This window comes from Pseudomonas sp. DR48 (genome assembly GCF_019823085.1).
GTDB lineage: Bacteria > Pseudomonadota > Gammaproteobacteria > Pseudomonadales > Pseudomonadaceae > Aquipseudomonas.
In genome coordinates this window covers 3,923,140-3,947,307 of the sequence record NZ_CP081946.1, presented here as the reverse complement: position 1 = coordinate 3,947,307, position 24,168 = coordinate 3,923,140, and the positions used below count along the sequence as shown (strand labels likewise).

17 protein-coding genes are annotated in these 24,168 nt (G+C 60.2%); 9 read left to right on the top strand and 8 right to left on the bottom strand.

Features of this window, described 5'->3' with window-relative positions; all coding sequences use genetic code 11:
* Positions 1 to 12: 12 nt before the first annotated feature.
* From prpF to K5K95_RS17880, 5 genes are all read right to left on the bottom strand, one after another.
* Entirely contained in the window at positions 13 to 1,203 is a 1,191-nt protein-coding gene (prpF, locus tag K5K95_RS17900; protein ID WP_222585401.1) for a 2-methylaconitate cis-trans isomerase PrpF, read from the bottom strand.
* Between the two features lie 56 nt (positions 1,204 to 1,259).
* Positions 1,260 to 3,857 carry a Fe/S-dependent 2-methylisocitrate dehydratase AcnD gene (gene acnD, locus K5K95_RS17895; protein ID WP_222585400.1) on the bottom strand — a complete coding sequence of 866 codons (2,598 nt, stop codon included), beginning with the start codon at positions 3,855 to 3,857 and terminating at the stop codon, positions 1,260 to 1,262.
* Between the two features lie 205 nt (positions 3,858 to 4,062).
* The gene (prpC, locus tag K5K95_RS17890) at positions 4,063 to 5,190 is read right to left on the bottom strand and encodes a 2-methylcitrate synthase (protein WP_222585399.1); all 1,128 of its coding nucleotides are present in this window, start codon (positions 5,188 to 5,190) and stop codon (positions 4,063 to 4,065) included.
* 176 nt (positions 5,191 to 5,366) lie between these two features.
* Complete coding sequence (gene prpB / locus K5K95_RS17885; protein WP_008146328.1) at positions 5,367 to 6,257, bottom strand: methylisocitrate lyase; 891 nt, start codon at positions 6,255 to 6,257, stop codon at positions 5,367 to 5,369.
* Positions 6,254 to 6,973: a GntR family transcriptional regulator gene (locus tag K5K95_RS17880; RefSeq protein ID WP_222590363.1), complete on the bottom strand. Its 720-nt coding sequence runs from the start codon at positions 6,971 to 6,973 to the stop codon at positions 6,254 to 6,256. Before K5K95_RS17880 ends, prpB begins: the two co-directional genes overlap by 4 nt.
* Before the next feature lie 301 nt (positions 6,974 to 7,274).
* Between K5K95_RS17880 and K5K95_RS17875 the strand changes: the two genes are divergently transcribed.
* From K5K95_RS17875 to pabB, 4 genes are all read left to right on the top strand, one after another.
* Complete coding sequence (locus K5K95_RS17875) at positions 7,275 to 7,811, top strand: ATP-dependent zinc protease (protein ID WP_046047911.1); 537 nt, start codon at positions 7,275 to 7,277, stop codon at positions 7,809 to 7,811.
* A gap of 5 nt (positions 7,812 to 7,816) precedes the next feature.
* Positions 7,817 to 9,352 (top strand): inactive transglutaminase family protein, encoded by a 1,536-nt coding sequence (locus K5K95_RS17870; protein ID WP_222585398.1) that lies wholly within the window; start codon positions 7,817 to 7,819, stop codon positions 9,350 to 9,352.
* Complete coding sequence (locus K5K95_RS17865) at positions 9,352 to 10,338, top strand: alpha-L-glutamate ligase-like protein (protein WP_222585397.1); 987 nt, start codon at positions 9,352 to 9,354, stop codon at positions 10,336 to 10,338. Before K5K95_RS17870 ends, K5K95_RS17865 begins: the two co-directional genes overlap by 1 nt.
* A 213-nt stretch (positions 10,339 to 10,551) precedes the next feature.
* A complete protein-coding gene (gene pabB / locus K5K95_RS17860; RefSeq protein WP_222585396.1) occupies positions 10,552 to 11,889 on the top strand; it encodes an aminodeoxychorismate synthase component I in 1,338 nt (445 codons plus the stop codon).
* A 151-nt stretch (positions 11,890 to 12,040) separates the two neighbouring features.
* Here the strand turns inward: pabB and thrH are convergent, their stop codons facing one another.
* The gene (gene thrH / locus K5K95_RS17855) at positions 12,041 to 12,658 is read right to left on the bottom strand and encodes a bifunctional phosphoserine phosphatase/homoserine phosphotransferase ThrH (RefSeq protein WP_222585395.1); all 618 of its coding nucleotides are present in this window, start codon (positions 12,656 to 12,658) and stop codon (positions 12,041 to 12,043) included.
* Between the two features lie 173 nt (positions 12,659 to 12,831).
* On the opposite strand from thrH, the gene K5K95_RS17850 reads away from it, so the two are divergent.
* The 3 genes from K5K95_RS17850 (at position 12,832) to K5K95_RS17840 (ending at position 16,466) form a co-directional block, all read left to right on the top strand.
* Positions 12,832 to 13,572 carry a phosphoadenylyl-sulfate reductase gene (locus K5K95_RS17850; RefSeq protein ID WP_008042297.1) on the top strand — a complete coding sequence of 247 codons (741 nt, stop codon included), beginning with the start codon at positions 12,832 to 12,834 and terminating at the stop codon, positions 13,570 to 13,572.
* Between the two features lie 572 nt (positions 13,573 to 14,144).
* Positions 14,145 to 15,680 carry an NCS1 family nucleobase:cation symporter-1 gene (locus tag K5K95_RS17845; RefSeq protein WP_222585394.1) on the top strand — a complete coding sequence of 512 codons (1,536 nt, stop codon included), beginning with the start codon at positions 14,145 to 14,147 and terminating at the stop codon, positions 15,678 to 15,680.
* Positions 15,681 to 15,737: 57 nt separating this feature from the next.
* Positions 15,738 to 16,466 (top strand): aspartate/glutamate racemase family protein, encoded by a 729-nt coding sequence (locus K5K95_RS17840; RefSeq protein WP_222585393.1) that lies wholly within the window; start codon positions 15,738 to 15,740, stop codon positions 16,464 to 16,466.
* 35 nt (positions 16,467 to 16,501) lie between these two features.
* Here the strand turns inward: K5K95_RS17840 and K5K95_RS17835 are convergent, their stop codons facing one another.
* Positions 16,502 to 17,425, bottom strand: a complete 924-nt coding sequence (locus K5K95_RS17835; protein ID WP_222585392.1) for a LysR family transcriptional regulator — start codon at positions 17,423 to 17,425, stop codon at positions 16,502 to 16,504.
* Between the two features lie 126 nt (positions 17,426 to 17,551).
* Between K5K95_RS17835 and K5K95_RS17830 the strand changes: the two genes are divergently transcribed.
* Positions 17,552 to 18,298 (top strand): 3-oxoacyl-ACP reductase family protein, encoded by a 747-nt coding sequence (locus K5K95_RS17830; protein WP_222585391.1) that lies wholly within the window; start codon positions 17,552 to 17,554, stop codon positions 18,296 to 18,298.
* 60 nt (positions 18,299 to 18,358) lie between these two features.
* On the opposite strand, the gene K5K95_RS17825 is transcribed toward K5K95_RS17830, so the two are convergent.
* Positions 18,359 to 19,054 (bottom strand): HAD-IA family hydrolase, encoded by a 696-nt coding sequence (locus K5K95_RS17825; RefSeq protein ID WP_222585390.1) that lies wholly within the window; start codon positions 19,052 to 19,054, stop codon positions 18,359 to 18,361.
* Between the two features lie 252 nt (positions 19,055 to 19,306).
* Between K5K95_RS17825 and K5K95_RS17820 the strand changes: the two genes are divergently transcribed.
* Positions 19,307 to 24,166, top strand: a complete 4,860-nt coding sequence (locus K5K95_RS17820) for an RHS repeat-associated core domain-containing protein (protein ID WP_222585389.1) — start codon at positions 19,307 to 19,309, stop codon at positions 24,164 to 24,166.
* The last annotated feature ends 2 nt before the right edge of the window (positions 24,167 to 24,168 follow it).

Here is a 24,168-nt window from a genome sequence, read left to right as displayed (position 1 = left end):
TCAGGTTCCGGATCAGAAAGAATCACCCGGCACACGGACAAACCCTTCCATCAACACCCGCGCACTGCGGCTCATGATGGCTTTGTTCACGGTCCATTCGCCGTTCACCTGGCTGGCCTCGGCACCGACGCGCAACGTGCCGGACGGATGCCCGAAGCGTACCGCGTTGCGTTCGATGCCGCCCGCCGCGAGGTTCACCAGGGTGCCGGAAATCGCTGCCGCCGTGCCGATGGCCACCGCAGCGGTGCCCATCATTGCGTGGTGTAATTTGCCCATCGACAGCGCGCGCACCAGCAGGTCGACATCTCCCGCCGCAATTGCCTTGCCACTCGACGCGACGTAATCAGCTGGCTTGGCGACAAAGGCAACCTTGGGTGTGTGCTGACGCTTGGTCGCCTCGTCCAGGTCCTTGATCAGCCCCATGCGCAACGCGCCATAAGCGCGAATGGTCTCGAACATCGCCAAGGCTTTCGGATCGCTGTTGATCGCACCCTGCAATTCAGTGCCCTTGTAACCGATGTCTTCGGCATTGACGAAAATCGTCGGAATGCCGGCGTTGATCATGGTCGCCTTGAAGGTCCCGACGCCGGGCACTTCCAGGTCATCCACCAGGTTGCCGGTGGGGAACATCGAACCACCGCCGCCCTCTTCTTCCGCCGCAGGGTCCATGAATTCGACTTGCACTTCGGCGGCCGGAAAGGTCACGCCGTCAAGCTCGAAATCGCCGGTTTCCTGCACCTCACCGTTGGTGATCGGCACATGGGCGATGATGGTCTTGCCGATGTTGGCCTGCCACACACGCACCACGGCAATGCCGTTGTGTGGAATGCGGCTGGCGTCCACTAGACCGTTGCTGATGGCGAACGAACCGACGGCCGCCGACAGGTTGCCGCAGTTGCCGCTCCAGTCGACGAAAGGTTTATCGATGGAGACCTGACCGAACAGGTAGTCAACGTCGTGATCGGCCTTGATGCTTTTCGACAGGATCACGGTTTTGCTGGTGCTGGAGGTCGCGCCGCCCATGCCGTCGATTTGCTTGTCGTACGGGTCGGGGCTGCCGATCACGCGCAACAGCAGCGCATCGCGGACCGGGCCGGGAATCTGTGCTGCTTCGGGCAGGTCTTTGAGGCTGAAAAACACGCCTTTGCTGGTGCCGCCACGCATGTAAGTAGCGGGGATTTTGATCTGGGGTGCGTGAGCCATTTGTGCTCCTTCAAAGCGGGCAAGAGACGTATAATCCCCTGCCCGCACAGCCTGTTTTAGACGGCGACCGCCGATTCTTCGAGGAAGTCCTGGGCAAAGCGTTGCAACACGCCGCCCGCCTCATAGATCGACACTTCTTCGGCGGTATCGAGGCGGCAAGTCACCGGCACTTCGACGCGTTCGCCGTTGAGACGGTTGATCACCAGCGTCAGCTGCGCACGCGGGGTACGGTCGCCGATCACGTCGTAGGTTTCGCTACCGTCGATACCCAATGTGTGACGATTAGTGCCCGGCAGGAACTCCAGCGGCAACACGCCCATGCCCACCAGGTTAGTGCGGTGGATGCGTTCGAAACCTTCAGCGGCAATCGCTTCCACACCGGCCAGGCGCACGCCCTTGGCCGCCCAGTCGCGGGACGAACCCTGACCGTAGTCGGCGCCGGCGATGATGATCAGCGGCTGCTTGCGTTCCATGTAGGTTTCGATGGCTTCCCACATGCGCATCACTTGGCCTTCCGGTTCGACGCGGGCCAGTGAACCCTGTTTGACCTTGCCGTTTTCCTTGACCATTTCGTTGAACAGTTTCGGGTTGGCGAAGGTGGCGCGCTGCGCGGTCAAATGGTCACCGCGGTGGGTCGCGTAAGAGTTGAAGTCCTCTTCCGGCAGGCCCATTTTCGCCAGGTATTCACCAGCGGCGCTGTCGAGCATGATCGCGTTCGACGGCGACAGGTGATCGGTGGTGATGTTGTCCGGCAGCACCGCCAGCGGGCGCATGCCCTTGAGCGGACGCGCGCCGGCCAGCGCACCTTCCCAATATGGCGGACGGCGGATGTAGGTGCTCATCTCGCGCCACTCATACAACGGCGTCACTTTCGGGCCGGTGTCTTCGTGGATGGCGAACATCGGAATGTAGACCTGGCGGAACTGCTCCGGCTTGACCGAGGCTTTCACCACTGCGTCGATTTCTTCGTCGCTTGGCCAGATGTCTTTCAGACGGATTTCCTTGCCGTCGGCGTCCAGGCCCAGCACATCTTTTTCGATGTCAAAGCGGATGGTCCCGGCGATGGCGTAAGCGACCACCAGCGGCGGCGACGCCAGGAATGCATTCTTGGCGTACGGGTGAATCCGTCCGTCGAAGTTACGGTTACCGGACAGCACAGCCGTGGCATACAGGTCACGGTCGATAATTTCTTGCTGGATCACCGGGTCCAGCGCACCGGACATGCCGTTGCAAGTGGTGCAGGCGAAAGCCACGACGCCGAAGCCCAGTTGCTCCAGTTCAGTAGTCAGGCCGGCTTCGTCGAGGTACAGCGCGACGGTTTTCGAGCCCGGTGCCAGGGACGATTTGACCCACGGCTTGCGGGTCAGCCCGAGCTTGTTGGCATTGCGCGCCAGCAGGCCGGCGGCGATCACGTTGCGCGGGTTGCTAGTGTTGGTGCAACTGGTGATGGCAGCGATGATCACCGCGCCGTCCGGCATCTGGCCAGGCACGTCTTCCCACTGGCCGGAAATGCCTTTGGCGGCCAGATCCGAAACCGCAACACGAGCGTGCGGGTTGCTCGGGCCGGCCATATTGCGCACTACCGAAGACAGGTCGAAGGTCAGGCCGCGCTCGTATTGCGCGCCTTTCAGGCTGTCGGCCCACAGGCCGGTGGTCTTGGCGTAATTCTCGACCAACTGCACCTGCTCATCTTCACGGCCGGTGAGTTTGAGGTAGTCGATGGTCTGCTGGTCGATGTAGAACATTGCCGCGGTGGCGCCGTATTCCGGGGCCATGTTGGAAATGGTCGCGCGGTCGCCGAGGGTCAGCGCAGACGCGCCTTCGCCGAAGAACTCCAGCCATGCACCGACGACTTTCTGCTGCCGCAGGAATTCGGTCAGCGCCAGCACCATGTCGGTGGCGGTGATGCCCGGTTGCAGCTTGCCGGTCAGTTCGACGCCGACGCTTTCCGGCAGACGCATCCACGAAGCGCGGCCGAGCATCACGCTTTCCGCTTCCAGACCACCAACGCCGATGGCGATCACGCCCAGCGCATCGACGTGCGGGGTGTGGCTGTCAGTGCCGACGCAGGTGTCGGGGAATGCGACGCCATCACGCACCTGGATCACCGGGGACATTTTCTCCAGGTTGATCTGGTGCATGATCCCGTTGCCTGGCGGAATCACGTCAACGTTCTTGAACGCCTTCTTGGTCCAGTTGATGAAGTGGAAACGGTCTTCGTTGCGACGGTCTTCGATGGCGCGGTTCTTTTCGAACGCCTCCGGATCGAAGCCACCGCGCTCGACGGCCAGGGAGTGGTCGACGATCAGTTGCGTCGGCACCACCGGGTTCACTTGCGCCGGATCGCCACCTTGCAGGGCAATGGCGTCACGCAGACCGGCGAGGTCGACCAGTGCGGTCTGGCCGAGAATGTCGTGGCAAACCACGCGCGCCGGGAACCACGGGAAGTCGAGGTCGCGTTTGCGCTCGATGAATTGCTTCAGGGATTCGGTGAGCGTGGCCGGGTCGCAGCGACGCACCAGGTTTTCCGCCAGCACGCGGGAGGTGTACGGCAGAGTGTCGTAGGCGCCGGGCTGGATGGCTTCGACAGCCGCACGGACGTCGAAGTAATCCAGATGGCTGCCCGGCAGCGGTTTACGGAATTCAGTGTTCATCGTCAGGACTCGGTCACGGTGATTACAGAAGGTGGGCGTCTGGCACTAGCCCTGAAGTGAACTCGGTCAAATGTGGGAGCGGGCTTGCTCGCGAAAGCGGTGTATCAGTCGACATCCCTGTTGAATGTCAGTCCGTCTTCGCGAGCAAGCCCGCTCCCACAATGGTCCCTGTTCATTCAGCAACCAGTGTGGGAGCCCCCACCATTCAGCGTTGTTCGATTGGCACGAACTTGCGCTGTTCGACGCCGACGTACTCGGCGCTCGGGCGGATGATGCGGTTGTTGGCACGTTGTTCGAACACATGCGCCGCCCAGCCGGTCAGGCGCGAGCAGACGAAAATCGGCGTGAACAACTTGGTCGGAATGCCCATGAAGTGGTACGTCGACGCATGGTAGAAGTCAGCGTTCGGGAACAGTTTCTTCTGCTCCCACATGGTCTTGTCGATGGCTTCGGAGACGGGGAACAACACGGTGTCGCCCACTTCTTCTGCGAGTTTTTTCGACCAGCCCTTGATCACCTCGTTGCGCGGATCGTTGTCCTTATAGATCGCGTGGCCGAAGCCCATGATCTTGTCTTTGCGCTCGAGCATGCCGAGGGTGCCTTTGATCGCCTCTTCCGGCGACTTGAAGCGCTCGATCATTTCCATCGCCGCTTCGTTGGCGCCGCCGTGCAGCGGACCGCGCAGCGAGCCAATGGCCGCCGTGATGCAGGAGAACATGTCTGACAGGGTCGAAGCACACACCCGCGCGGTGAAGGTCGAGGCGTTGAATTCGTGTTCCGCGTAGAGGATCAGCGAAACGTTCATCACCTTCACGTGCAACTCGCTCGGCTTCTTGTCGTGCAGCAAGTGCAGGAAGTGGCCGCCGATGGACGGTTCGTCGCTCACGCAGCTGATGCGTTTGCCGTCGTGGCTGAAGCGATACCAGTAGCACATGATCGCCGGGAACGCGGCCAGCAGGCGGTCGGTCACATCGTGCTGCTCGGAGAAGTCTTTCTCCGGCTCGATGTTGCCCAGGAACGAGCAACCGGTGCGCATCACGTCCATCGGGTGGGCGTCGGCAGGGATGCGTTCCAGCACTTCCTTGAGCGCTTGCGGCAGGTCGCGCAGCTTGCCCAGTTTGTTGATATAGGCGCTGAGTTGCGCTTTGGTCGGCAGTTCGCCGTACAGCAGCAGGTAGGCCACTTCTTCGAATTGCGCGTCAGCCGCCAGTTCGCGAACGTCGTAACCGCGATAGGTCAGGCCTGCGCCCGACTGGCCCACGGTGGACAGGGCGGTTTGCCCGGCAACCTGGCCACGGAGCCCGGCGCCACTGAGTACTTTTGCTTCGGCCATTGCTGTCTCCAGTTTTTGAATTTGTTAGGGAATCGGCAAGTTGTGATTCATCAGGTCTTTTGGGTGTTGCCGAACAGATCGCAGCCTCGTTTCACTCGACAGCTCCTACATCGACCTCGTTCGGCAACAACCCTGCAGGAGCTGTCGAGCGGAGCGAGGCTGCGATCTCTTGATCTTTACTTCTTCGCCGCAAACAACGCATCGAGCTTCTGCTCGAAGGTGTGATAGTCGATGCGATCGTAAAGCTCCATGCGAGTCTGCATGGTGTCGATGACGTTCTGTTGCGTGCCGTCGCGGCGGATCGCGGTGTAGACGTTTTCCGCGGCTTTGTTCATCGCACGGAAGGCCGACAGCGGGTACAGCACCAGCGACACGTCGGCAGCGGCGAGTTGCTCGGTGGTGTACAGCGGCGTCGCGCCGAATTCGGTGATGTTGGCCAGGATCGGCGCTTTCACGCGGCTGGCAAACAGCTTGTACATGTCCAGTTCGGTGATGGCTTCCGGGAAGATCATGTCGGCGCCGGCCTCGATGCACGCGGCGGCGCGATCCAGGGCGGACTCCAGGCCTTCGACCGCCAGGGCGTCGGTGCGCGCCATGATCACGAAGCTGTCATCGGTACGCGCATCGACGGCCGCCTTGATGCGGTCGACCATTTCCTGCAGGGACACGATTTCTTTATTGGGACGGTGACCGCAGCGCTTGGCGCCGACCTGGTCTTCGATGTGAATCGCCGCCGCCCCGAACTTGATCATCGACTTGACGGTGCGCGCAACGTTGAACGCCGAGGAACCGAAGCCGGTGTCCACATCCACCAGCAGCGGCAGGTCGCAGACGTCGGTGATGCGACGCACGTCGGTCAGCACGTCATCCAGGCCGGTAATGCCCAGGTCCGGCACGCCGAGGGAGCCGGCAGCCACCCCGCCACCCGACAGGTAAATCGCCTTGAAACCGGCGCGCTTGGCCAGCAGTGCGTGGTTGGCGTTGATCGCGCCGACCACTTGCAGCGGATGTTCGCTGGCGACCGCATCGCGGAAACGCTGGCCTGGAGTGCTCTTGTTGGAACTCATGACTCACCTCGTTCTGTGGCTGTCTGGTGCGCGCCGTCCTGGTAATGACGGGCGATATTGCGTTTGGAGGCGCCGATGTGACGGCGCATCAACAACTCGGCCAGCTCACCGTCACGGTCGGCGATGGCGTCGAGAATTCGATGGTGTTCGGCAAAGGCTTGATGCGGGCGATTGGGCGTGGTGGAAAACTGGATGCGGTACATGCGCACCAGTTGATAAAGCTCGCCGCAGAGCATTTGCGTCAGGGTGCGGTTGCCGCTGCCCTGAATGATCCGGTAATGGAAGTCGAAGTCGCCCTCCTGCTGGTAATAGCCTCGCCCCGCCTGAAACGCCTCATCGCGCTCGTGGGTTTCGAGAACCCGACGCAGCTCGTCGATTTCTTCGAGGGTCATGCGCTCGGCCGCAAGGCGACAGGCCATGCCTTCGAGGGATTCGCGAATTTCGTACAGCTCCAGCAGCTCGGCATGGCTCAGCGAAACCACCCGCGCCCCGACATGCGGCACCCGCACCAGCAGGCGCTGGCCTTCGAGACGGTGAATCGCCTCGCGCAACGGCCCACGGCTGATGCCGTAAGTGCGCGCCAGTTCCGGTTCGGAGATCTTGCTGCCCGGGGCAATCTCGCCTTTGACGATGGCCGCCTGGATGCGGCGAAAGACGTTTTCGGAAAGCGTCTCCGTATCGTCTTGGGCAATGACCGGGGGATCGAGTTGATCCAGCATATTGTCGACACCTTGAAAGCTAGTGCCGCAAAAACTAGCGAAAACAGGCGTCACAGTCAAAGGATAAATAAATATTGTCGACAATCGTCTAATAACCGACTGCACCATAACGAAGCAGCACCACTGTTTATAGCCGTCCGCCAGCGCTGGCGCCATAAAACGACCGTGCTAGAATGCCGGCCGCATTTGTCGGTGACATCTGCACTGCTTGTCATAAATAGCTGATAGGCATACGAGGGAGCTTGCGCAGCAATGCCAGGGCCTTGATCGATACACGGACCGCTGCGCACCAGGATTTATGAGACTCAAGCCCTTCCCGACATTCCTTTATCTTCTTTGCCTGCCCGGTTTCGCCGCGGCGGGGGAAAAGACCGTGTACGGTCTCAATGAGTACGCATCTCTCGATGGCATCGACCTGGAAGTCGCCGCCAAACTCGACACCGGGGCGAAAACCGCGTCCCTGAGTGCCCGCGATATCAAACGTTTCAAGCGTAACGGCGAGTCCTGGGTGCGTTTCTACCTGGCCATCGACGCCGCCCATTCGCACCCGATCGAACGGCCATTGGCCCGGGTCAGCAAAATCAAGCGCCGCGCCGGCGACTACGACCCGGAAGAAGGCAAGAAGTACACGGCCCGTCCGGTGATCGAGCTGGATATCTGCATGGGTTCGGCTTTGCGCAGCATCGAAGTGAACTTGACCGACAGAAGCGCCTTCCAATACCCGCTCCTGATCGGCTCCGAAGCACTCAAGCGCTTCGATGCGCTGGTCGACCCCAGTCTTAAATACGCTGCTGGCAAACCCGCCTGCGCCACCGACGCACATACCGCAGAGTAATTCCAATGCGCTCTCTTACCCTCCATCTGAAATTGCTGATCGCCATCCTGGTGGTCCTGGGCATTTCAGTTACGGCCTATCAGATCTTCGTGCTCGGCATTCCCGTGACCGAAGACGCCACGGACGACTTGTGGAACATCGACGCCAAAGTCGAGTTCGTCGCCAGTGCCAAGGACCCGGTCAAGATCCAGATGTTCGTGCCACCGCTGAGCCGCGATTACGTCAGCCTCAATGAGAGCTTCATTTCCAATAACTACGGCGTGGCCGTAAACCGTGTCGATGGCAACCGCAAGGTCACCTGGTCGGCGCGTCGGGCCAAGGGCAACCAGACCCTGTATTACCGGCTGGTGTTGACCAAGCGCTACACCGGCGAAAAAGCCAAAGTCAAAGGCCCGACCTTCCGCGACAGCATTGCCGTCGAAGGCGCGGAAAAAGTCGCCGCCGAAGCCCTGCTCGCACCGATCCGCCAACATTCGGCTGACGTCGAAACCTTCGTTGGCGAAGCGATCAAGCGTGTCAACAATCTCAGCGACGACAACGTCAAGCTGCTGCTGGGCGGCGATACGTCCACCCCCAACAAAGCCAAAATCGTCGAGCTGGTACTGTCCATCGCCCACGTGCCGGTGGAAAAGGTCCACACCATCCGCCTGGTGGCCGATCAGCCGCAAGTGCCTGAACTCTGGCTGCGCAGCTTCAACGGCACCGACTGGCTGTACTTCAACCCGGAAACCGGCGAACAAGGCCTGCCGACCGACCGCCTGCTGTGGTGGACCGGCGACGAAAACCTGATCACCGTCGATGGCGGCAAAAAAGCCAACGTGACGTTCAGCCTGAACAACAGCGAAATGAACGCGATTCGCCTGGCCAAGCTGACCGACGAAAACACCGACGCCAACTTCCTCGAATACTCGCTGTACGGTCTGCCGCTGCAAACCCAGCAGACCTTCATGATCATGGTGATGATCCCGATTGGCGTGCTGGTGATCCTGATCCTGCGCAACCTGATCGGCCTGCAGACCCTCGGCACGTTCACCCCGGTGCTGATCGCCCTCGCCTTCCGCGAAACCCAGCTTGGCTTCGGTATCGTGCTGTTTACGATCATCACGGCGCTGGGCCTGTCGCTGCGCTCTTACCTTGAACACCTGAAGCTGCAAATGCTGCCCCGGCTCTCGGTGGTGCTGACGTTCGTGGTCGTACTGATCGCGGCGATCAGCCTGTTCAGCCACAAACTCGGGCTGGAACGCGGGCTGTCGGTGGCGTTGTTCCCAATGGTGATTCTGACCATGACCATCGAACGCCTGTCGATCACCTGGGAAGAGCGCGGTTCCGGGCACGCCATGAAAGTGGCCATCGGCACGCTGTTCGCCGCGTCCCTGGCTCACTTGATCATGAGCGTGCCGGAGCTGATCTACTTTGTGTTCACCTTCCCGGCCGTGCTGCTGATCCTGGTGGGCTTCATGCTGGCAATGGGTCGCTATCGCGGCTACCGCCTGACCGAACTGGTGCGTTTCAAGGCTTTCCTGAAGAAGGCTGACGCCTGATGTTCGGCTTTTGGAAGACCTGGAAGGCCCTGGAAGCCCAGGGCATCATGGGCATCAATCGGCGCAACGCGGACTACGTGCTCAAGTACAACAAGCGCAGTCTGTACCCGATCGTCGATGACAAGATCATCACCAAGGAACGCGCAATCGCCGCCGGCATTCATGTGCCCGAGCTGTACGGCATCATCTCCACCGAAAAGGAGATCGATAACCTCGACGAGATCATCGGCGGGCGCAACGACTTCGTGATCAAGCCGGCCCAGGGCGCTGGCGGTGACGGCATCATTGTGATTGCCGACCGCTTCGAGGGCCGTTATCGCACGGTGTCCGGCAAGATCCTCAGCCATGAGGAGCTCGAACACCATGTCTCCAGCATCCTCACTGGTTTGTATTCCCTGGGCGGTCACCGCGACCGTGCGCTGATCGAATACCGGGTGATCCCCGACCAGATCTTCAAAAGCATCAGCTACGAAGGCGTGCCGGACATCCGCATCATCGTGCTGATGGGCTACCCGGTGATGGCGATGCTGCGCTTGCCGACGCGCCAGTCCGGCGGCAAGGCCAACCTGCACCAGGGTGCAATCGGCGTTGGCGTCGACCTCGCGACCGGACAGACCCTGCGCGGCACCTGGCTGAACAACATCATCACCAAACACCCGGACACCACCAACGCGGTGGATGGCGTGCAACTGCCCTATTGGGACGGTTTCATGAAACTCGCCGCCGGCTGCTATGAACTGTGCGGACTGGGTTACATCGGCGTCGACATGGTGCTCGATCAGGAAAAAGGCCCGCTGATCCTGGAGCTCAATGCCCGGCCTGGCCTGAACATTCAGATTGCCAATGATTGCGGCCTGACATTGCGCACCCATGCGGTGGAAGCGCGGCTCGAAGAATTGAAGGCCCGCGGGATGACCGAGACAGTGCGCGAGCGAGTAGAGTTTGTGCAGGAGATGTTCGGGCATATTCCGGCGGTTGAGGGTTGATCCAACACCGCGTCGCGCGCATCGCGAGCAGGCTCGCTCCCACAGGGGATCTGTGTCGTACTGAAGATCCAGTGTGGGAGTGAGCCTGCTCGCGATAGCTGACTTCCAGTCACTAAAGCACTCAACCTGCCAATCCCCGACATCCCCTCTAGGAGCAATTCCTGCAGAGGACTACAATCGCCACCCCGCCTCGATGGCTGATCTGCCCCGCCCATGTTGACCTGTTCCGTACATCCGCTGCCTTATCGCGCCAACCCCGCCGAGTACTTCGCGGCGATTCGTCATGCCCCCGGCGCCGTGCTGCTCGACAGCGGCCGGCCCACTGCTGATCGTGGGCGTTATGACCTGCTCAGCGCCTGGCCGCTGGAGCAGTTGGCGGTGCTGCCCTCTGAGCAAGGCAGCGCGTTCCTGCAACGTCTTCGCGACAAGCTGACACAACTGGGCGAAGCGGACGTCCCGTTTGACCTGCCCTTCGCGGGCGGCCTGATCGGCTACTTGAGCTACGATTTCGGTCGGCATCTGGAGCATTTGCCGAGTCAGGCGCAGGACGACCTGCAATTGCCCGACGCGCGGCTCGGCCTGTACGACTGGGCACTGATCAGCGATCACCAGTTGAGCACCAGTCAGTTGGTGTTCCACCCCTCGCTGATCGACAGCGAACGTCAGCGCCTGATCACGCTGTTCAGCCAGCCTGCGGTTACGGCGGTCGAGCCTTTCAAGTTGAAAGCCCCGATGCAGCCCGACCTGAGTGCGGACGAGTATCGCAGCGCGCTGGAGCGCATTCAGCATTACATCCAGGCCGGCGACTGCTATCAGGTCAACTTCGCGCAGCGTTTTCGGGCTCAGTGCCACGGTGATCCATGGGCCGCGTATGTCGCGCTGCGGGCGGCGTGCCCGACACCGTTTTCCGGCTTCCAGAGCCTGCCCGATGGCGGCGCGGTGTTGAGCCTGTCGCCGGAGCGCTTCGTTAAAGTCAGCGAACGCCACGTCGAAACCCGCCCGATCAAAGGCACACGTCCCCGCGGACTGACTGCAGCCGAAGACGCGGCGAACGCCGCCGAACTGCTGGCCAGCCCCAAGGATCGCGCGGAAAACCTGATGATCGTCGACCTGCTGCGCAACGACCTGGGCCGTACCTGCCGCATCGGCTCGGTGCGGGTACCAGAGTTGTTCAGCCTGGAAAGCTATCCAAACGTGCATCACCTGGTGAGCAGCGTGACCGGCGAACTGGCGGAGGACCGCGACGCGCTGGACCTGATTGCCGGCAGTTTCCCGGGCGGCTCGATTACCGGCGCGCCGAAGATTCGCGCCATGCAGATTATTGATGAGCTGGAGCCGACCCGGCGCGGGTTGTACTGCGGTTCGTTGTTGTATCTGGACGTGCGCGGCGAGATGGACAGCTCCATCGCGATTCGCAGTTTGTTGGTCAAGGATGGGCAGGTGTGCTGCTGGGGCGGTGGCGGGATCGTCGCGGATTCGCAGTGGCAGGCCGAGTATCAGGAATCGATTACCAAGGTGAAAGTCCTGCTCGACACCCTGCAAAACCTTTGATTCCGGGCTTGATCGTTCCCACGCTCTGCGTGGGAATGCAGCCCGGGACGCTCCGCGTCCCAGAGCGGACGCAGAGCGTCCATTGAAGCATTCCCACGCAGACGGTTCGACGCCTCGACGTGGGAACGATCAGCGGCGTCTTCTAAGACGACTACAAGGTCAGGGCGCGGTTGGAAGCCTTGATGAACTCCTGCTTCAAATCCGCAAAGGTGTGCACCGCCGGGAACTGCGGGAACTCGCGAATCACGTTGTCCGGCGCATGAAACAGAATCCCCGCATCCGCCTCACCGAGCATCGTGGTGTCGTTGTACGAATCCCCCGCTGCAATCACGCGGTAGTAGAGGCTCTTGAACGACAGGACTGACTGGCGCTTGGGATCTTTCTGACGCAGTTGATAGCTTGTCACCCGTCCCGAATCATCGGTAATCAGGCGATGGCACAGTAACGTCGGGAACCCCAGTTGACGCATCAGCGGCTGGGAGAACTCGTAGAACGTGTCCGACAGAATCACCACCTGAAACCGCTCACGCAGCCAGTTGACGAACTCGATGGCGCCGTCCAGCGGCTTGAGCGTGGCGATCACTTCCTGAATGTCGGTGAGTTTCAAGCCGTGCTCATCGAGAATCCGCAGGCGCTGCTTCATCAACACGTCATAGTCGGGAATGTCCCGGGTGGTGGCCCTGAGGGATTCGATTCCGGTTTTTTCGGCAAAGGCGATCCAGATTTCCGGGACCAGCACACCTTCAAGATCCAGACAGGCAATTTCCACAAGACACTCCCATTTGTATTGATTATTGAGTCGAGCGAGCAAAAGGACTGCCGAACTCTAGCGACTCAGACAAACCTGTGCAACGCAGAGGGCGCGCCAGCGGTTGCAGGATTTTGTTACCATCGCATCCATATAGAGCGCCCAGCGCCACCGACCTGTAGGAAGCCGCCCTGATGAGCCCATCGTTCGATGTTGTGGAACTCGCCACGACCTATGCCAACAAATCCGCCCAGGACATCCTGAAACTCGCGTTTGCCGAGTTTGGCGATGACCTGTGGATATCTTTCAGCGGTGCCGAGGACGTGGTGCTGGTGGACATGGCCTGGAAGCTGAACAAGAACGTCAAAGTGTTCAGCCTCGACACTGGCCGCTTGCACCCTGAGACCTACCGCTTCATCGATCAAGTGCGCGAGCACTACAAGATCGACATCGAACTGGTGTCCCCGGACTACACGAAACTGGAACCGTTCGTGAAGGAAAAGGGCCTGTTCAGCTTCTACAAGGACGGCCATGGCGAATGCTGCGGCATCCGCAAAATCGAACCGCTGCGCCGCAAGCTGTCAGGCGTGACCGCCTGGGCCACCGGCCAGCGCCGTGACCAGAGCCCGGGCACCCGCAGCGCGGTCGCCGTGCTGGAAATCGACACCGCTTTCTCCACCCCGGAACGTACCCTGTACAAATTCAACCCGCTGGCGCAAATGACCAGCGAAGAGATCTGGGGCTACATCCGCATGCTTGAACTGCCGTACAACAGCCTGCATGAACGCGGCTTCATCAGCATCGGCTGCGAGCCCTGCACCCGCCCGGTCCTGCCGAACCAGCACGAACGTGAAGGCCGCTGGTGGTGGGAAGAAGCGACGCAGAAAGAATGCGGGTTGCATGCCGGGAACATCATCAGCAAATCCAAGGCATAACCCCTGCGGTGCGAAGTTCCAAATGTGGGAGCGGGCTTGCTCGCGAATAGGGCGTTTCAGTCGACATCAACGTTTGCTGACCCACCGCTTTCGCGAGCAAGCCCGCTCCCACAGGTTCAGTGACCTGACTCAAAAATGTGTACACACGAATGTCACCATAGGTGCCATTTGTGTGTGCACTTTTTGTTTATGCGCCCCAAAAAGTTACAGCGACCTTTCCTGACTTCCCCAGTTGCGTTTTCCTGCCCACTTCGCTGAAAAATAAATAGCTGTTCAATCGGTCAATTTATATCGCCTTTTTTTCAACCACTTATCCACCATCAATAACAATTCGAAATGAGCGCTGCAATTGATAGATTCAGAGCTGGCATGGATCTGGCTTAAGTGCATACATGTTTTGTATACAATCGTACAAAAACATACACACACTTTAGATCCGCAAGCCTGAAGCGCCCTATCCCGTACAGGCTGCAGATGCCCCGTAACCAATGATGCTTGCCGTCAGCGACGAAGATTTGTCGAGCTCATGCTCATGCACAGTCATCGCGACGCCAAGCTCGGAGCCTGCCGGAATGCGTACTAGCCTCTCCAATAACAACATCGCGCTGGATCTGCCCTCCTTCCCAACCACTGCTCAGGATCAAACCTTTCAAGAACCCGTGTTACTCAGCCCTCGCCTGCACAACAAAGACCTGGCGCCGACCAAAGCGGAAGGTCGACGCTGGGGTCGCTACAGCATCTTTGCCCTGTGGACCAACGATGTGCACAACATCGCCAACTACTCCTTTGCCATCGGCCTGTATGCGCTGGGCCTGGGTGGTTGGCAGATTCTGCTGTCGCTAGGGATTGGCGCGGCGCTGGTGTATTGCTTCATGAACCTCTCGGGCTACATGGGCCAAAAGACCGGCGTGCCGTTTCCGGTGATCAGCCGGATCAGTTTCGGCATTCATGGCGCGCAAATTCCTGCATTGATCCGCGCCGTTATCGCCATCGCCTGGTTCGGCATTCAGACGTACCTGGCGTCGGTGGTCTTTCGGGTGTTGCTGACGGCGGTGCATCCCGGCTTCGCCGAGTACGACCACGACTCAATCCTCGGTCTGTCGACCCTCGGCTGGGTATGTTTCGTGGCCATCTGGCTGGTGCAACTGGGCATCCTTGCCTATGGCATGGAAATGGTCCGGCGCTACGAGGCATTCGCCGGACCGGTGATTCTGCTGACCGTGGCCGCTCTCGCCGGGTGGATGTACACCCAGGCCAACGCCACCATCGCCTGGTCGATCCGCGAACCGCTGACCGGCGGTGAGATGTGGCGCAACATCTTTGCCGGTGGCGCGTTGTGGCTGGCGATCTACGGCACGCTGATCCTCAATTTCTGCGACTTCGCCCGTTCTTCGCCGTGCCGCAAAACCATCAAGGTCGGAAATTTCTGGGGCCTGCCGGTGAATATCCTGGTGTTCGCGGCCATCACCGTCCTGCTCTGCGGTGCGCAATTTCAGATCAATGGCCGGATCATCGAAAGCCCGACCGAGATTATCGCCTCGATCCCCAACACCTTCTTCCTGGTGCTCGGTTGCCTGGCGTTCCTGATCGTCACCGTGGCGGTGAACATCATGGCCAACTTCGTCGCCCCGGCGTTTGTGCTGAGCAACCTGGCACCGAAATACCTGACCTTCCGCCGCGCCGGGTTGATCAGCGCGACCATCGCCGTGCTGATCCTGCCGTGGAACCTCTACAACAGCCCGCTGGTGATCGTGTATTTCCTGTCCGGCCTCGGCGCCCTGCTCGGGCCGTTGTACGGCGTGATCATGGTCGATTACTGGCTTGTACGAAAAGGCCAGGTCAACGTGCCGCAGTTGTACAGCGAAGATCCCAATGGCGCCTATTACTACAGCCGCGGGGTCAATTTACGCGCGGTGGCGGCGTTTATTCCTGCAGCGTTGATCGCCATCGTCCTGGCACTGGTGCCTGGTTTCCACTACGTGTCGCCATTTTCCTGGCTGATTGGCGCCGCGATTGCAGGGATGCTCTACCTGATCATTGCCAAACGGCAGCCTCACTACGCCGACGTCAGCGGTGAAAGCATCGCGGTCGATAACGTCAGTCATTAATCCCATGACAGCCCGGCGATGTCGGGCTGCAGAACCTATGCGCTATAAGGATTTTCCATGCGAATTCTCGTGGTCAACGTCAACACCACCGAATCCATCACCCAGGCCATCGCCCGGTCAGCTCAAGCAGTGGCGGCACCGGGGACGGAAATCATCGGGCTGACGCCCTACTTCGGTGCCGACTCCATCGAAGGCAATTTCGAAAGCTACCTGGCCGCCATTGCGGTGATGGACCGGGTGATGGCCTACGACCAGCCATTCGACGCGGTGATTCAGGCCGGGTACGGCGAACACGGTCGCGAAGGTTTGCAGGAACTGCTCAACGTGCCGGTGGTGGACATCACCGACGCCGCCGCCAGCACCGCGATGTTCCTGGGCCATGCCTATTCGGTGGTCACCACCCTGGACCGCACCGTGCCGCTGATCGAGGACCGGCTGAAATTGTCCGGACTTTGGGACCGTTGCGCGTCGGTACGGGCCAGTGGTTTGGCGGTGCTGGAGTTGGAGTCCGATCCGCAGCGGGCGCTGGAAGCGATTGTTCGTCAGGCGGAACTGGCCGTGCTTGAGGACAAGGCCGAGGTGATTTGCCTGGGTTGTGGCGGGATGGCCGGGCTGGACGAGCAGATCCGCCAGCGCACCGGGGTTCCAGTGGTGGATGGCGTGACGGCGGCGGTGACGATTGCCGAGTCGTTGGTACGCCTTGGATTGTCGACATCGAAAGTGCGGACGTATGCGACACCGCGACCGAAAAATATCATTGGCTGGCCGGGGCGGTTTGGCAGGTAGACCACGATGAACGATGACGCGGTCTCAAGCCAGGCTCAAACCGCACTGAACCGCTGCACCAACCCCTGTTGCGCAAACTGCTCAATGATGAAATCCACAAACGCCCGGGTCTTGCCGGGCAGCAGTTTGTGTTCCGCGTAATAGATGGAAATGTTGCCATCGTCGACATACCAGTCCGGCAACACCCGCTGCAATGTCCCGGCCTCCAGATAAACGGACGCAAACGGCATGCTCACCAATGCAATGCCCAACCCCTGGGCCGCCGTCGCACAAGCGGCCTCCGAATCGCTCATGGTCATTCGCGCCTTGAGCGTCAGCGGGCTGTTTTGCCGGGTACGACTGGTCAACTGCCAGGAACGCACGCGCCCTGTCTGCGGCGACCGAATCAGGATGCCATCGTGATCCGTGAGATCTTCAGGCTCAAGGATCGCCTGCCGCCCCTCCAGATAATCAGTCGACGCCACCAACACCCGATGCGCCGGCGTCAGCTTGCGCGCAACCACGCCTTGCGGCAGTTCAAAACCGCCGCCAATCGCCGCGTCGAACCCCTGCGCAATCAAATCCACCTGGCGGTTATCGAAATGCCAGTCCGGGCTGATTGCCGGAAACCGTCGTAGAAATTCGCCCAGCAACGGCACTACATACAAACGCCCGAATACCGTGCCCATGCTGACCTTCAGCGTTCCTGCCGGGCGCCCTTCAGCGCTTGCCAGGTTGGCCACGGCATTTTGAATCGTGAGCAGGCTGGAACTGACTTCGCCGAGAAACAGTTGCCCGGCCTCGGTCAGCGTCAGGCTGCGCGTGCTGCGCTGGAACAGGCGCACGCCAAGGCGAGCCTCAAGCTTTGCAACACTTTTGCCCACCGCCGCCGGGGTCAGGCTCAGGCGCCGCGCGGCTTCGGCAAAGCTGCCGACTTCGGCGCTACGCACGAAGCATTCGATACTGCTGAAGGTTTCCATAAGCATCACTATAAACTTTTGGTTTACACAGACTATCGCAATAACCGTCTACTCAGCGGGTAATCCTGAATCGATACTAGGCTCCATCAACCGAGACAATCTCGCCTCGGGACTCTGGAGATCGATATGACTACTCATAACCTCAGCGGCAAAGTGGCTTTGATTCAAGGCGGGTCCCGCGGAATCGGCGCCGCCATCGTCAAACGTCTGGCCGCTGAAGGCGCGACCGTTGCCTTCACTTACGTCAGCTCCACCGCCAAAGCCGAAGAACTGCAAAACAGCCTTATTGCCAATGGCGGCAAAGCCCTGGCCATCAAGGCCGACAGCGCCGACGCCGAGGCCATTCGCAATGCCGTCAACGCCACCGTGAAAGCCTTCGGTCGCCTCGATATCCTGGTCAACAACGCTGGCGTGCTGGCCGTTGCGCCGCTGGAAGATTTCAAACTCGAAGACTTTGACCAGACCCTGGCCATCAACGTGCGCAGCGTGTTCGTCGCCACCCAGGCCGCCGCAAAACACATGACCGAAGGTGGTCGCATCATCAACATTGGCAGCACCAACGCCGACCGCATGCCCTTCGCCGGTGGCGGCCCGTACGCCATGAGCAAATCGGCACTGGTCGGTCTGACCAAAGGCCTGGCGCGCGACCTGGGCCCGCGCGGGATCACCATCAACAACGTACAACCGGGCCCGGTCGACACCGACATGAACCCGGCCAGCGGTGACTTCGCCGAGAGCCTGATCCCGTTGATGGCAGTGGGTCGCTATGGCAAAGCTGAAGAAATCGCCAGTTTTGTCGCCTACCTGGTGGGTCCGGAAGCCGGCTACATCACCGGCGCCAGCCTGACCATCGACGGTGGTTTTGGCGCCTGATGCTTTAAACCGCGCAAAAAAAACGCCGGCAAATCTGCCGGCGTTTTTGTGTCTGCTGCTTTATGCCCACTCGAGCGCCGGCAAACCGCAAGCGCTCGGTATGAACGCTTTCAGCGTACGAAGAATGCCATCGGCGTGTGCGTACTTTTCGTCAGCCATCGCTGCGTCCGGAATCGCAATCGCGGTCATCCCCGCCGCTTTCGCCGCTGTGACACCGAAGGGTGAATCTTCAAACACCAGGCAATCTGCAGGCGCAACGCCCAGGCGCCGTGCTGCCGTCAGGAAAATGTCCGGCGCCGGTTTGGCCGCGCCCACTTCCGGGTCGTCAGCCGTCACGACGAAATCGAACAGCGCGAACCAATCGCGGTGCAACGTGGTTTTCTGACCAAACGACTGACTCGAAGAACTGGTGCCAACCGCTATGGGAATGTTATGGGCCTTCAAGTGCCGGACCAGTTCCTCGGCGCCGGGCATCGCCAACGCGGTCGGAAAAAGTTCGCGCATCAGTGGCTCGCGGATCACCAGAAACTCTTCGGCAGTAATCGGCAGGTCCAGGGCTTCGACCACATAACTCGCCAAATCACCCGCGCCACGACCGATGATGTTCTGCTTGATGCTCCAGTCGAAGACCCGGCCATACCGCGCGGCAATTTGCGCGGTCACCTGGGTATAAATGCCCTCGGTGTCCAGCAACAAGCCATCCATGTCGAAAATCACGGCCTTGATCGGGCCGAACTCATTGAGCGTTGCATTCATCGCGTCGGATCCGTTTTTTACTGACATCCCAGAGGCGGCGCAGGTACGGCCGGGTCCGTGATCGATTAAAGGATTCAGCAGCATAACGAGCGTCGCTGGCATTGGGCAACGGGCAATGCCTCACGGAAACAAAAAGCGCTCGTCGTCATTTAGCGATTTCCCCTACATAAAACGCCTCCTTTCCCGACTTCTTTAGCCGCTGATCCCAAGCAAAGTCTCGCGCTCAAATTTGATCTGCGCGAGGGACTGCGAATGTTCGTACCGGACAAGGTACTGGCCTTGAATAACGCCATCGGCCTTCTGGTGGTCGCCGCAATGGACCCCGAGAAGCCTGATGTCGACGCGCTGCTCGCTGATTTTCGGCTCTGCCTCAATGACTACGATGCCTGGGCGCAAAGCTTCTGGACCGGCAAGGCACTGGATATCGAGCAGGTGTTCAAGGTCGGTAACGAAGTCCGCCTGGTCGCACCAAAAACCGCCACCACTCCCGTCAGCGCCACCGTCGCCGCATGCCCGGCCGCCGGTCCCCTGACCTTGGTGCACATGTTCGACGCGGCGCGTTTTGTGCCGATCGGCGATACGCCGGTGATGCTTGAGCCGTTGGCCCCTGACGGTACATTTGGCGAGCCGGTCTATCACCAGATCGGCCCCAGCGGCGTCCTCGAAATCCCCGAGTGCGACCGCAACCTGCGTTATCGAATCACCTTCTTTCCGAATGTTTCCGCTGCGCATGTCAAAGCGCTCTATGCCTCCTATCAAGGCGTCATCGACGATCTGGAAGGCTGGTTGCGTAACGAGTGGACCAGCGAATTCGAATCCTCGTGGGCCGAATTCGCCGAGGCCGGATTCATCAAACGCTACGGTCAGCTGCAACAGGCCGATTGGCGCGGTTTCGAGAATTCGCTGAACGGCTTGTGGGATGACGTGAAGCAGATCTACGCGCTGATCACGGACCTGCAAGCCAACAGCCAAAAGCTCCTTGAGTACCTGACCGAGACCGAACTTGAAACACTGCTGAACGCTTCGGCTGAATCGATTGCAAACCTGTTGCTGGTGTTGAGTGACGAGCCGCTGATGTTCATTCATCTCGCCGCCATCACCAGTTGGTTGCGGATGTTACCGCCGCAGTTCGTCGCCGAAGTCGTGGCAGAAATTCGTACCGGAATACTGATTGGATTGCTGCTGGCGCGCTTCAGCGGTAGCGCAGGGCTGACGCTTGGCATCAGCGCCAAGGTGCTCGACAAGGTCAAAAATGACCGTGCGCGAAACTGGCTGGCCGCCGCGAGCTTGAGGCTGGCGGCGCTCGGCACCCGATCCGATCTGACGGCCCACGCCGGCATCCTCAAACCCCTAGCGGTCCACGCCCGAAAAGCATCGGTGAACCCAGCGCCCGCGGTGCCGTTGCAGATCAGCACGGCCGCCGCGCCGGTGTTGCTTGTGAATAACCCGGTCGCCATTGCTCGCGACAAGTCCGCGGCGATGACTCGATTGGCCCGGCAGGAACGCCGGGATGACGCCCCCGAGCAGGCGAAAAACCCCAATGGCGACAGCGCCGATTGCGGACCGCTGACCTGCACCAACGGCTGCCCGGTGTCGATGGTCACCGGCGAAGAGTTGCTGACCCTTGATGACGGTTCGCTCAACGGTTTGCTGCCGTTTGCGTTTACCCGCCTCTACCGCACCAGCGCCGTGGAAGTTGATTGCGGGCTGGGCTGGGGCTGGAGTCATTCGCTGGCGCATCGGCTGGAGCTGGACGCAGAACACGTCGTCTGGATCGACCATGAAAATCGTCGCACGAGGTTTCCGCTGCCAAGCGCCGAGCGCCCGGCCATTCACAACAGCCTGTCGCGCGCGGCGATTTATCTGGGGGATCAGCCTGAAGAATGGGTGCTCGCGCTGGCTGGCGAAGCCGTGCGGTTTTACCACTTTCAAAGCGGTTGCCTGACCGCGATCAGTGACGCCTACAACAACCGACTGCGCATCACCCGCGACGGTCAGGGGCGCATTCAACGCCTCGACAACGGGACCGGTCGGTCACTGCTGTTGCGTTACGAACGCCGGCACATTGTCGCGGTCGAGTATCAGTCATTCAGTTCCGACGCACCTGAAAACGCCTGGCGTACCGAGCAAACGCTGGCTACTTACCGCTACGACGCTCGTCAGCGGCTGATCGAAGCCACCAACGCCGCAGGCGAAAGCGAGCGCTACGACTACGACGACCAGCACGTGATTCTGCAGCGGCAACTGGCCGGTGGGGCGAGTTTCTTCTGGGAGTGGGAAAGGTCCGGTAAGGCAGCGCGATGCGTGCGGCATTGGGCTTCGTTTGCGCAGATGGATACGCGTTACGCCTGGGACGACCACGGCGCGGTGTTGGTTAAAAACATCGATGGCAGCGAAGAGGTTTACGTCCATGACGATAAGGCGCGTCTGGTGCGTCGGGTCGACCTGGACGGCGGCGAACAGCTCAAGGCCTACGACGACCAGGGGCGGTTGATTGCCGAGCAGGGTCCGCTCGGCGCGGTGACCGAGTACCGCTACGACGAAGTCGGACGGCTGGTGGCGCTGATTCCACCGGAAGACGAGCCAACGTCCTACGAGTACCGCAACGGTTTCCTGCACGCGCGGTTTCGCGGTGAAGCGGTATGGACCTGGCGGCGCAATGCCCAAGGTGACGTTACCGAAGCCATCGATCCTGACGCGCAGGTCACCCATTACCACTACGACGATAAAGGTCAGTTGCTGTCGATCCGCTACCCGGATACCAGCCGGCATGTGTTTGTCTGGAACGCCTTAGGGCAACTGCTCGAAGAGATCTTGCCGGACGGTGGCGTACGGCGCTTTTCCTACGATGCACTGGGTCGGCAGCTTACCCGTCAGGACGAGCATGGCGCTGTTACGAAATACCAATGGGACGCCGTCGGCCGACTGATTCAGACGACTCTGCCGACCGGTGCCAGCCGCGCCTTCAGCTACAACGCCTACGGCAAGATCACCGCCGAACGCGACGAACTTGGCCGCGTCACGCGTTACGAATACCTCGACGATCTGCACCTGGTCAGCCGCCGCCTCAACGCGGACGGCACCGAGCTGAAGTATCGCTACGACAACGCGCAGCTGTTGCTCACGGAAATCGAGAACGAATCGGGCGAAAAGTATCGGCTGGACTACACCCCCGGCGGCTTGATCCGACAGGAAACCGGATTTGACGGTCGGCGCACGGCGTATGCCTACGACCTCAACGGCCATCTGCTGGAGAAAACCGAGTTTGGCGATGACGGCTCGCAGCTTTTTACAAGTTATCAACGGGATGCCGCTGGACGCCTGTTGGTCAAAAAACTGCCCGATGGCGTCAAGGTCCAATACCGCTACGACAGCCTCGGCCGATTGGTCAGCGTCGACGATGGCCACGACCATCCGCTGGAATTCGCGTACGACCAACAGGATCGCCTGATCACCGAGCATCAGGGCTGGGGCACGTTGCGTTATGCCTACGACGCCTGTGGCCAGCTCAACCATCTGCGTCTGCCGGACGGCAGCAAACTCGACTACCACCACGCCAAGGGCGGCGCACTGACCGCCATCGACCTCAACGGCGCGCGGCTCACGACCCACCAATTCGTCTTCGGTCGCGAACGGCAACGCCAGCAAGGCCAGTTGCTCAGCGACTATGCCTACGACGATCAGGGACGTCTGAAGGCCCACGCTGTCAGTCAGCAACACCAAACGCTGTATCGCCGCGACTATGCCTACAGCGCCAACGGCAATCTCGACAGCATCGCCGACACCCGTCACGGCCAGCGCAACTATCAATACGACCCGCTCAACCGCCTGATCCGCGTCCGTCACCTGCGCGACCAGCCGCCCGAAAGCTTCGCCCACGACCCGGCGGGCAACCTGCTGATGCAGGACCGTCCCGGCGCCGCGAAGGTGCAGGGCAACCGCCTGCTGATGCAAGGCGACCGCCATTACGACTACGACGCCTTCGGCAACCTGATCCGCGAACGCCGCGGCACCGCGCAAAAACTCGTCACCGAATACCGCTACGACTGCCAGCACCGGCTCATCGGCGTCACCACCCCGGACGGTCGTTGCTCCAGCTATCGCTACGACGCCTTCGGCCGCCGCATCGCCAAGACCGTCGACGGCAAAACCACCGAGTTCTTCTGGCAAGGCGACCACCTCGTCGCCGAAAGCGGCCACGAACACTACCGTAGCTACGTCTACGAACCCGGCAGCTTCCGCCCACTGGCCATGCTAGACGGCAAAGGCCCGCGCAAGGCCTGCCCGTTCTACTACCAACTCGACCACCTCGGCACGCCCCAAGAACTGACCGACTACAGCGGCGACATCATCTGGGCCGCGCAATACACCGCGTATGGCCGCCTGACCCGACTCAACCGCGATACCCATCAGGTGCTGGATCAGCCGTTGCGGTTTCAGGGGCAATATTTCGATGCCGAGACTGGGCTGCATTACAACCGACATCGGTATTACAACCCGGATGTGGGGCGGTATCTGACGCCGGATCCGAGTGGATTGGCGGGTGGGTTAAACGGGTATCAGTACACAAGGAACCCGACGGGGTGGGTTGATCCGTTGGGGTTGAATGAGTGTCCTGGGGGGGATGGGTGTCGCAAGCCTTCGTTTGGGGATGAGGATCCGGTTGGGAAGGTGAAGGTTGATGAGGGGGAGACAATTACTCCTTCCCCATCCTCCAAACCAAAAAATCGTTACTTATATCGTGGTGATTCACGAGAGTCGTGGGAGATATTTGAAGCGGGATTTGAACCCTTGGGAGACAGCATGGATCTCTACTTACACGCATTAGACAACCGAAGCCCTCCCAGTTTCTTTGTCAGCGCTTCGACTTCTGAAAAGGAAGCTATAAAGTTTGCAACAGGCTACGGATATGAAGACGGCTTCCTCTATGTACTAAAAAATATTCGCGGAATAGATGTGAATAAAAAACTTGGCATGATGTCGCCTCATAGGCGAGAGACTGAAATAGCGTTACCTGGAGGCGTAGACAGTCGGGACATTCTTGGTGTTACCCCAGTCAATGCCGACGGCAGCTATAAGGGCTACTCAACTCCAAACCCAGGCAGGAAGTGATC

Bases quoted from the DNA above. Each gene is read 5' to 3' on its own strand.
- prpF (WP_222585401.1), bottom strand. From the start codon at position 1,203: ATGGCTCACGCACCCCAGATCAAAATCCCCGCTACTTACATGCGTGGC.
- acnD (WP_222585400.1), bottom strand. From the start codon at position 3,857: ATGAACACTGAATTCCGTAAACCGCTGCCGGGCAGCCATCTGGATTAC.
- prpC (WP_222585399.1), bottom strand. From the start codon at position 5,190: ATGGCCGAAGCAAAAGTACTCAGTGGCGCCGGGCTCCGTGGCCAGGTT.
- prpB (WP_008146328.1), bottom strand. From the start codon at position 6,257: ATGAGTTCCAACAAGAGCACTCCAGGCCAGCGTTTCCGCGATGCGGTC.
- K5K95_RS17875 (WP_046047911.1), top strand. From the start codon at position 7,275: ATGAGACTCAAGCCCTTCCCGACATTCCTTTATCTTCTTTGCCTGCCC.
- K5K95_RS17870 (WP_222585398.1), top strand. From the start codon at position 7,817: ATGCGCTCTCTTACCCTCCATCTGAAATTGCTGATCGCCATCCTGGTG.
- K5K95_RS17865 (WP_222585397.1), top strand. From the start codon at position 9,352: ATGTTCGGCTTTTGGAAGACCTGGAAGGCCCTGGAAGCCCAGGGCATC.
- pabB (WP_222585396.1), top strand. From the start codon at position 10,552: ATGTTGACCTGTTCCGTACATCCGCTGCCTTATCGCGCCAACCCCGCC.
- K5K95_RS17850 (WP_008042297.1), top strand. From the start codon at position 12,832: ATGAGCCCATCGTTCGATGTTGTGGAACTCGCCACGACCTATGCCAAC.
- K5K95_RS17845 (WP_222585394.1), top strand. From the start codon at position 14,145: ATGCGTACTAGCCTCTCCAATAACAACATCGCGCTGGATCTGCCCTCC.
- K5K95_RS17840 (WP_222585393.1), top strand. From the start codon at position 15,738: ATGCGAATTCTCGTGGTCAACGTCAACACCACCGAATCCATCACCCAG.
- K5K95_RS17835 (WP_222585392.1), bottom strand. From the start codon at position 17,425: ATGGAAACCTTCAGCAGTATCGAATGCTTCGTGCGTAGCGCCGAAGTC.
- K5K95_RS17830 (WP_222585391.1), top strand. From the start codon at position 17,552: ATGACTACTCATAACCTCAGCGGCAAAGTGGCTTTGATTCAAGGCGGG.
- K5K95_RS17825 (WP_222585390.1), bottom strand. From the start codon at position 19,054: ATGAATGCAACGCTCAATGAGTTCGGCCCGATCAAGGCCGTGATTTTC.
- K5K95_RS17820 (WP_222585389.1), top strand. From the start codon at position 19,307: ATGTTCGTACCGGACAAGGTACTGGCCTTGAATAACGCCATCGGCCTT.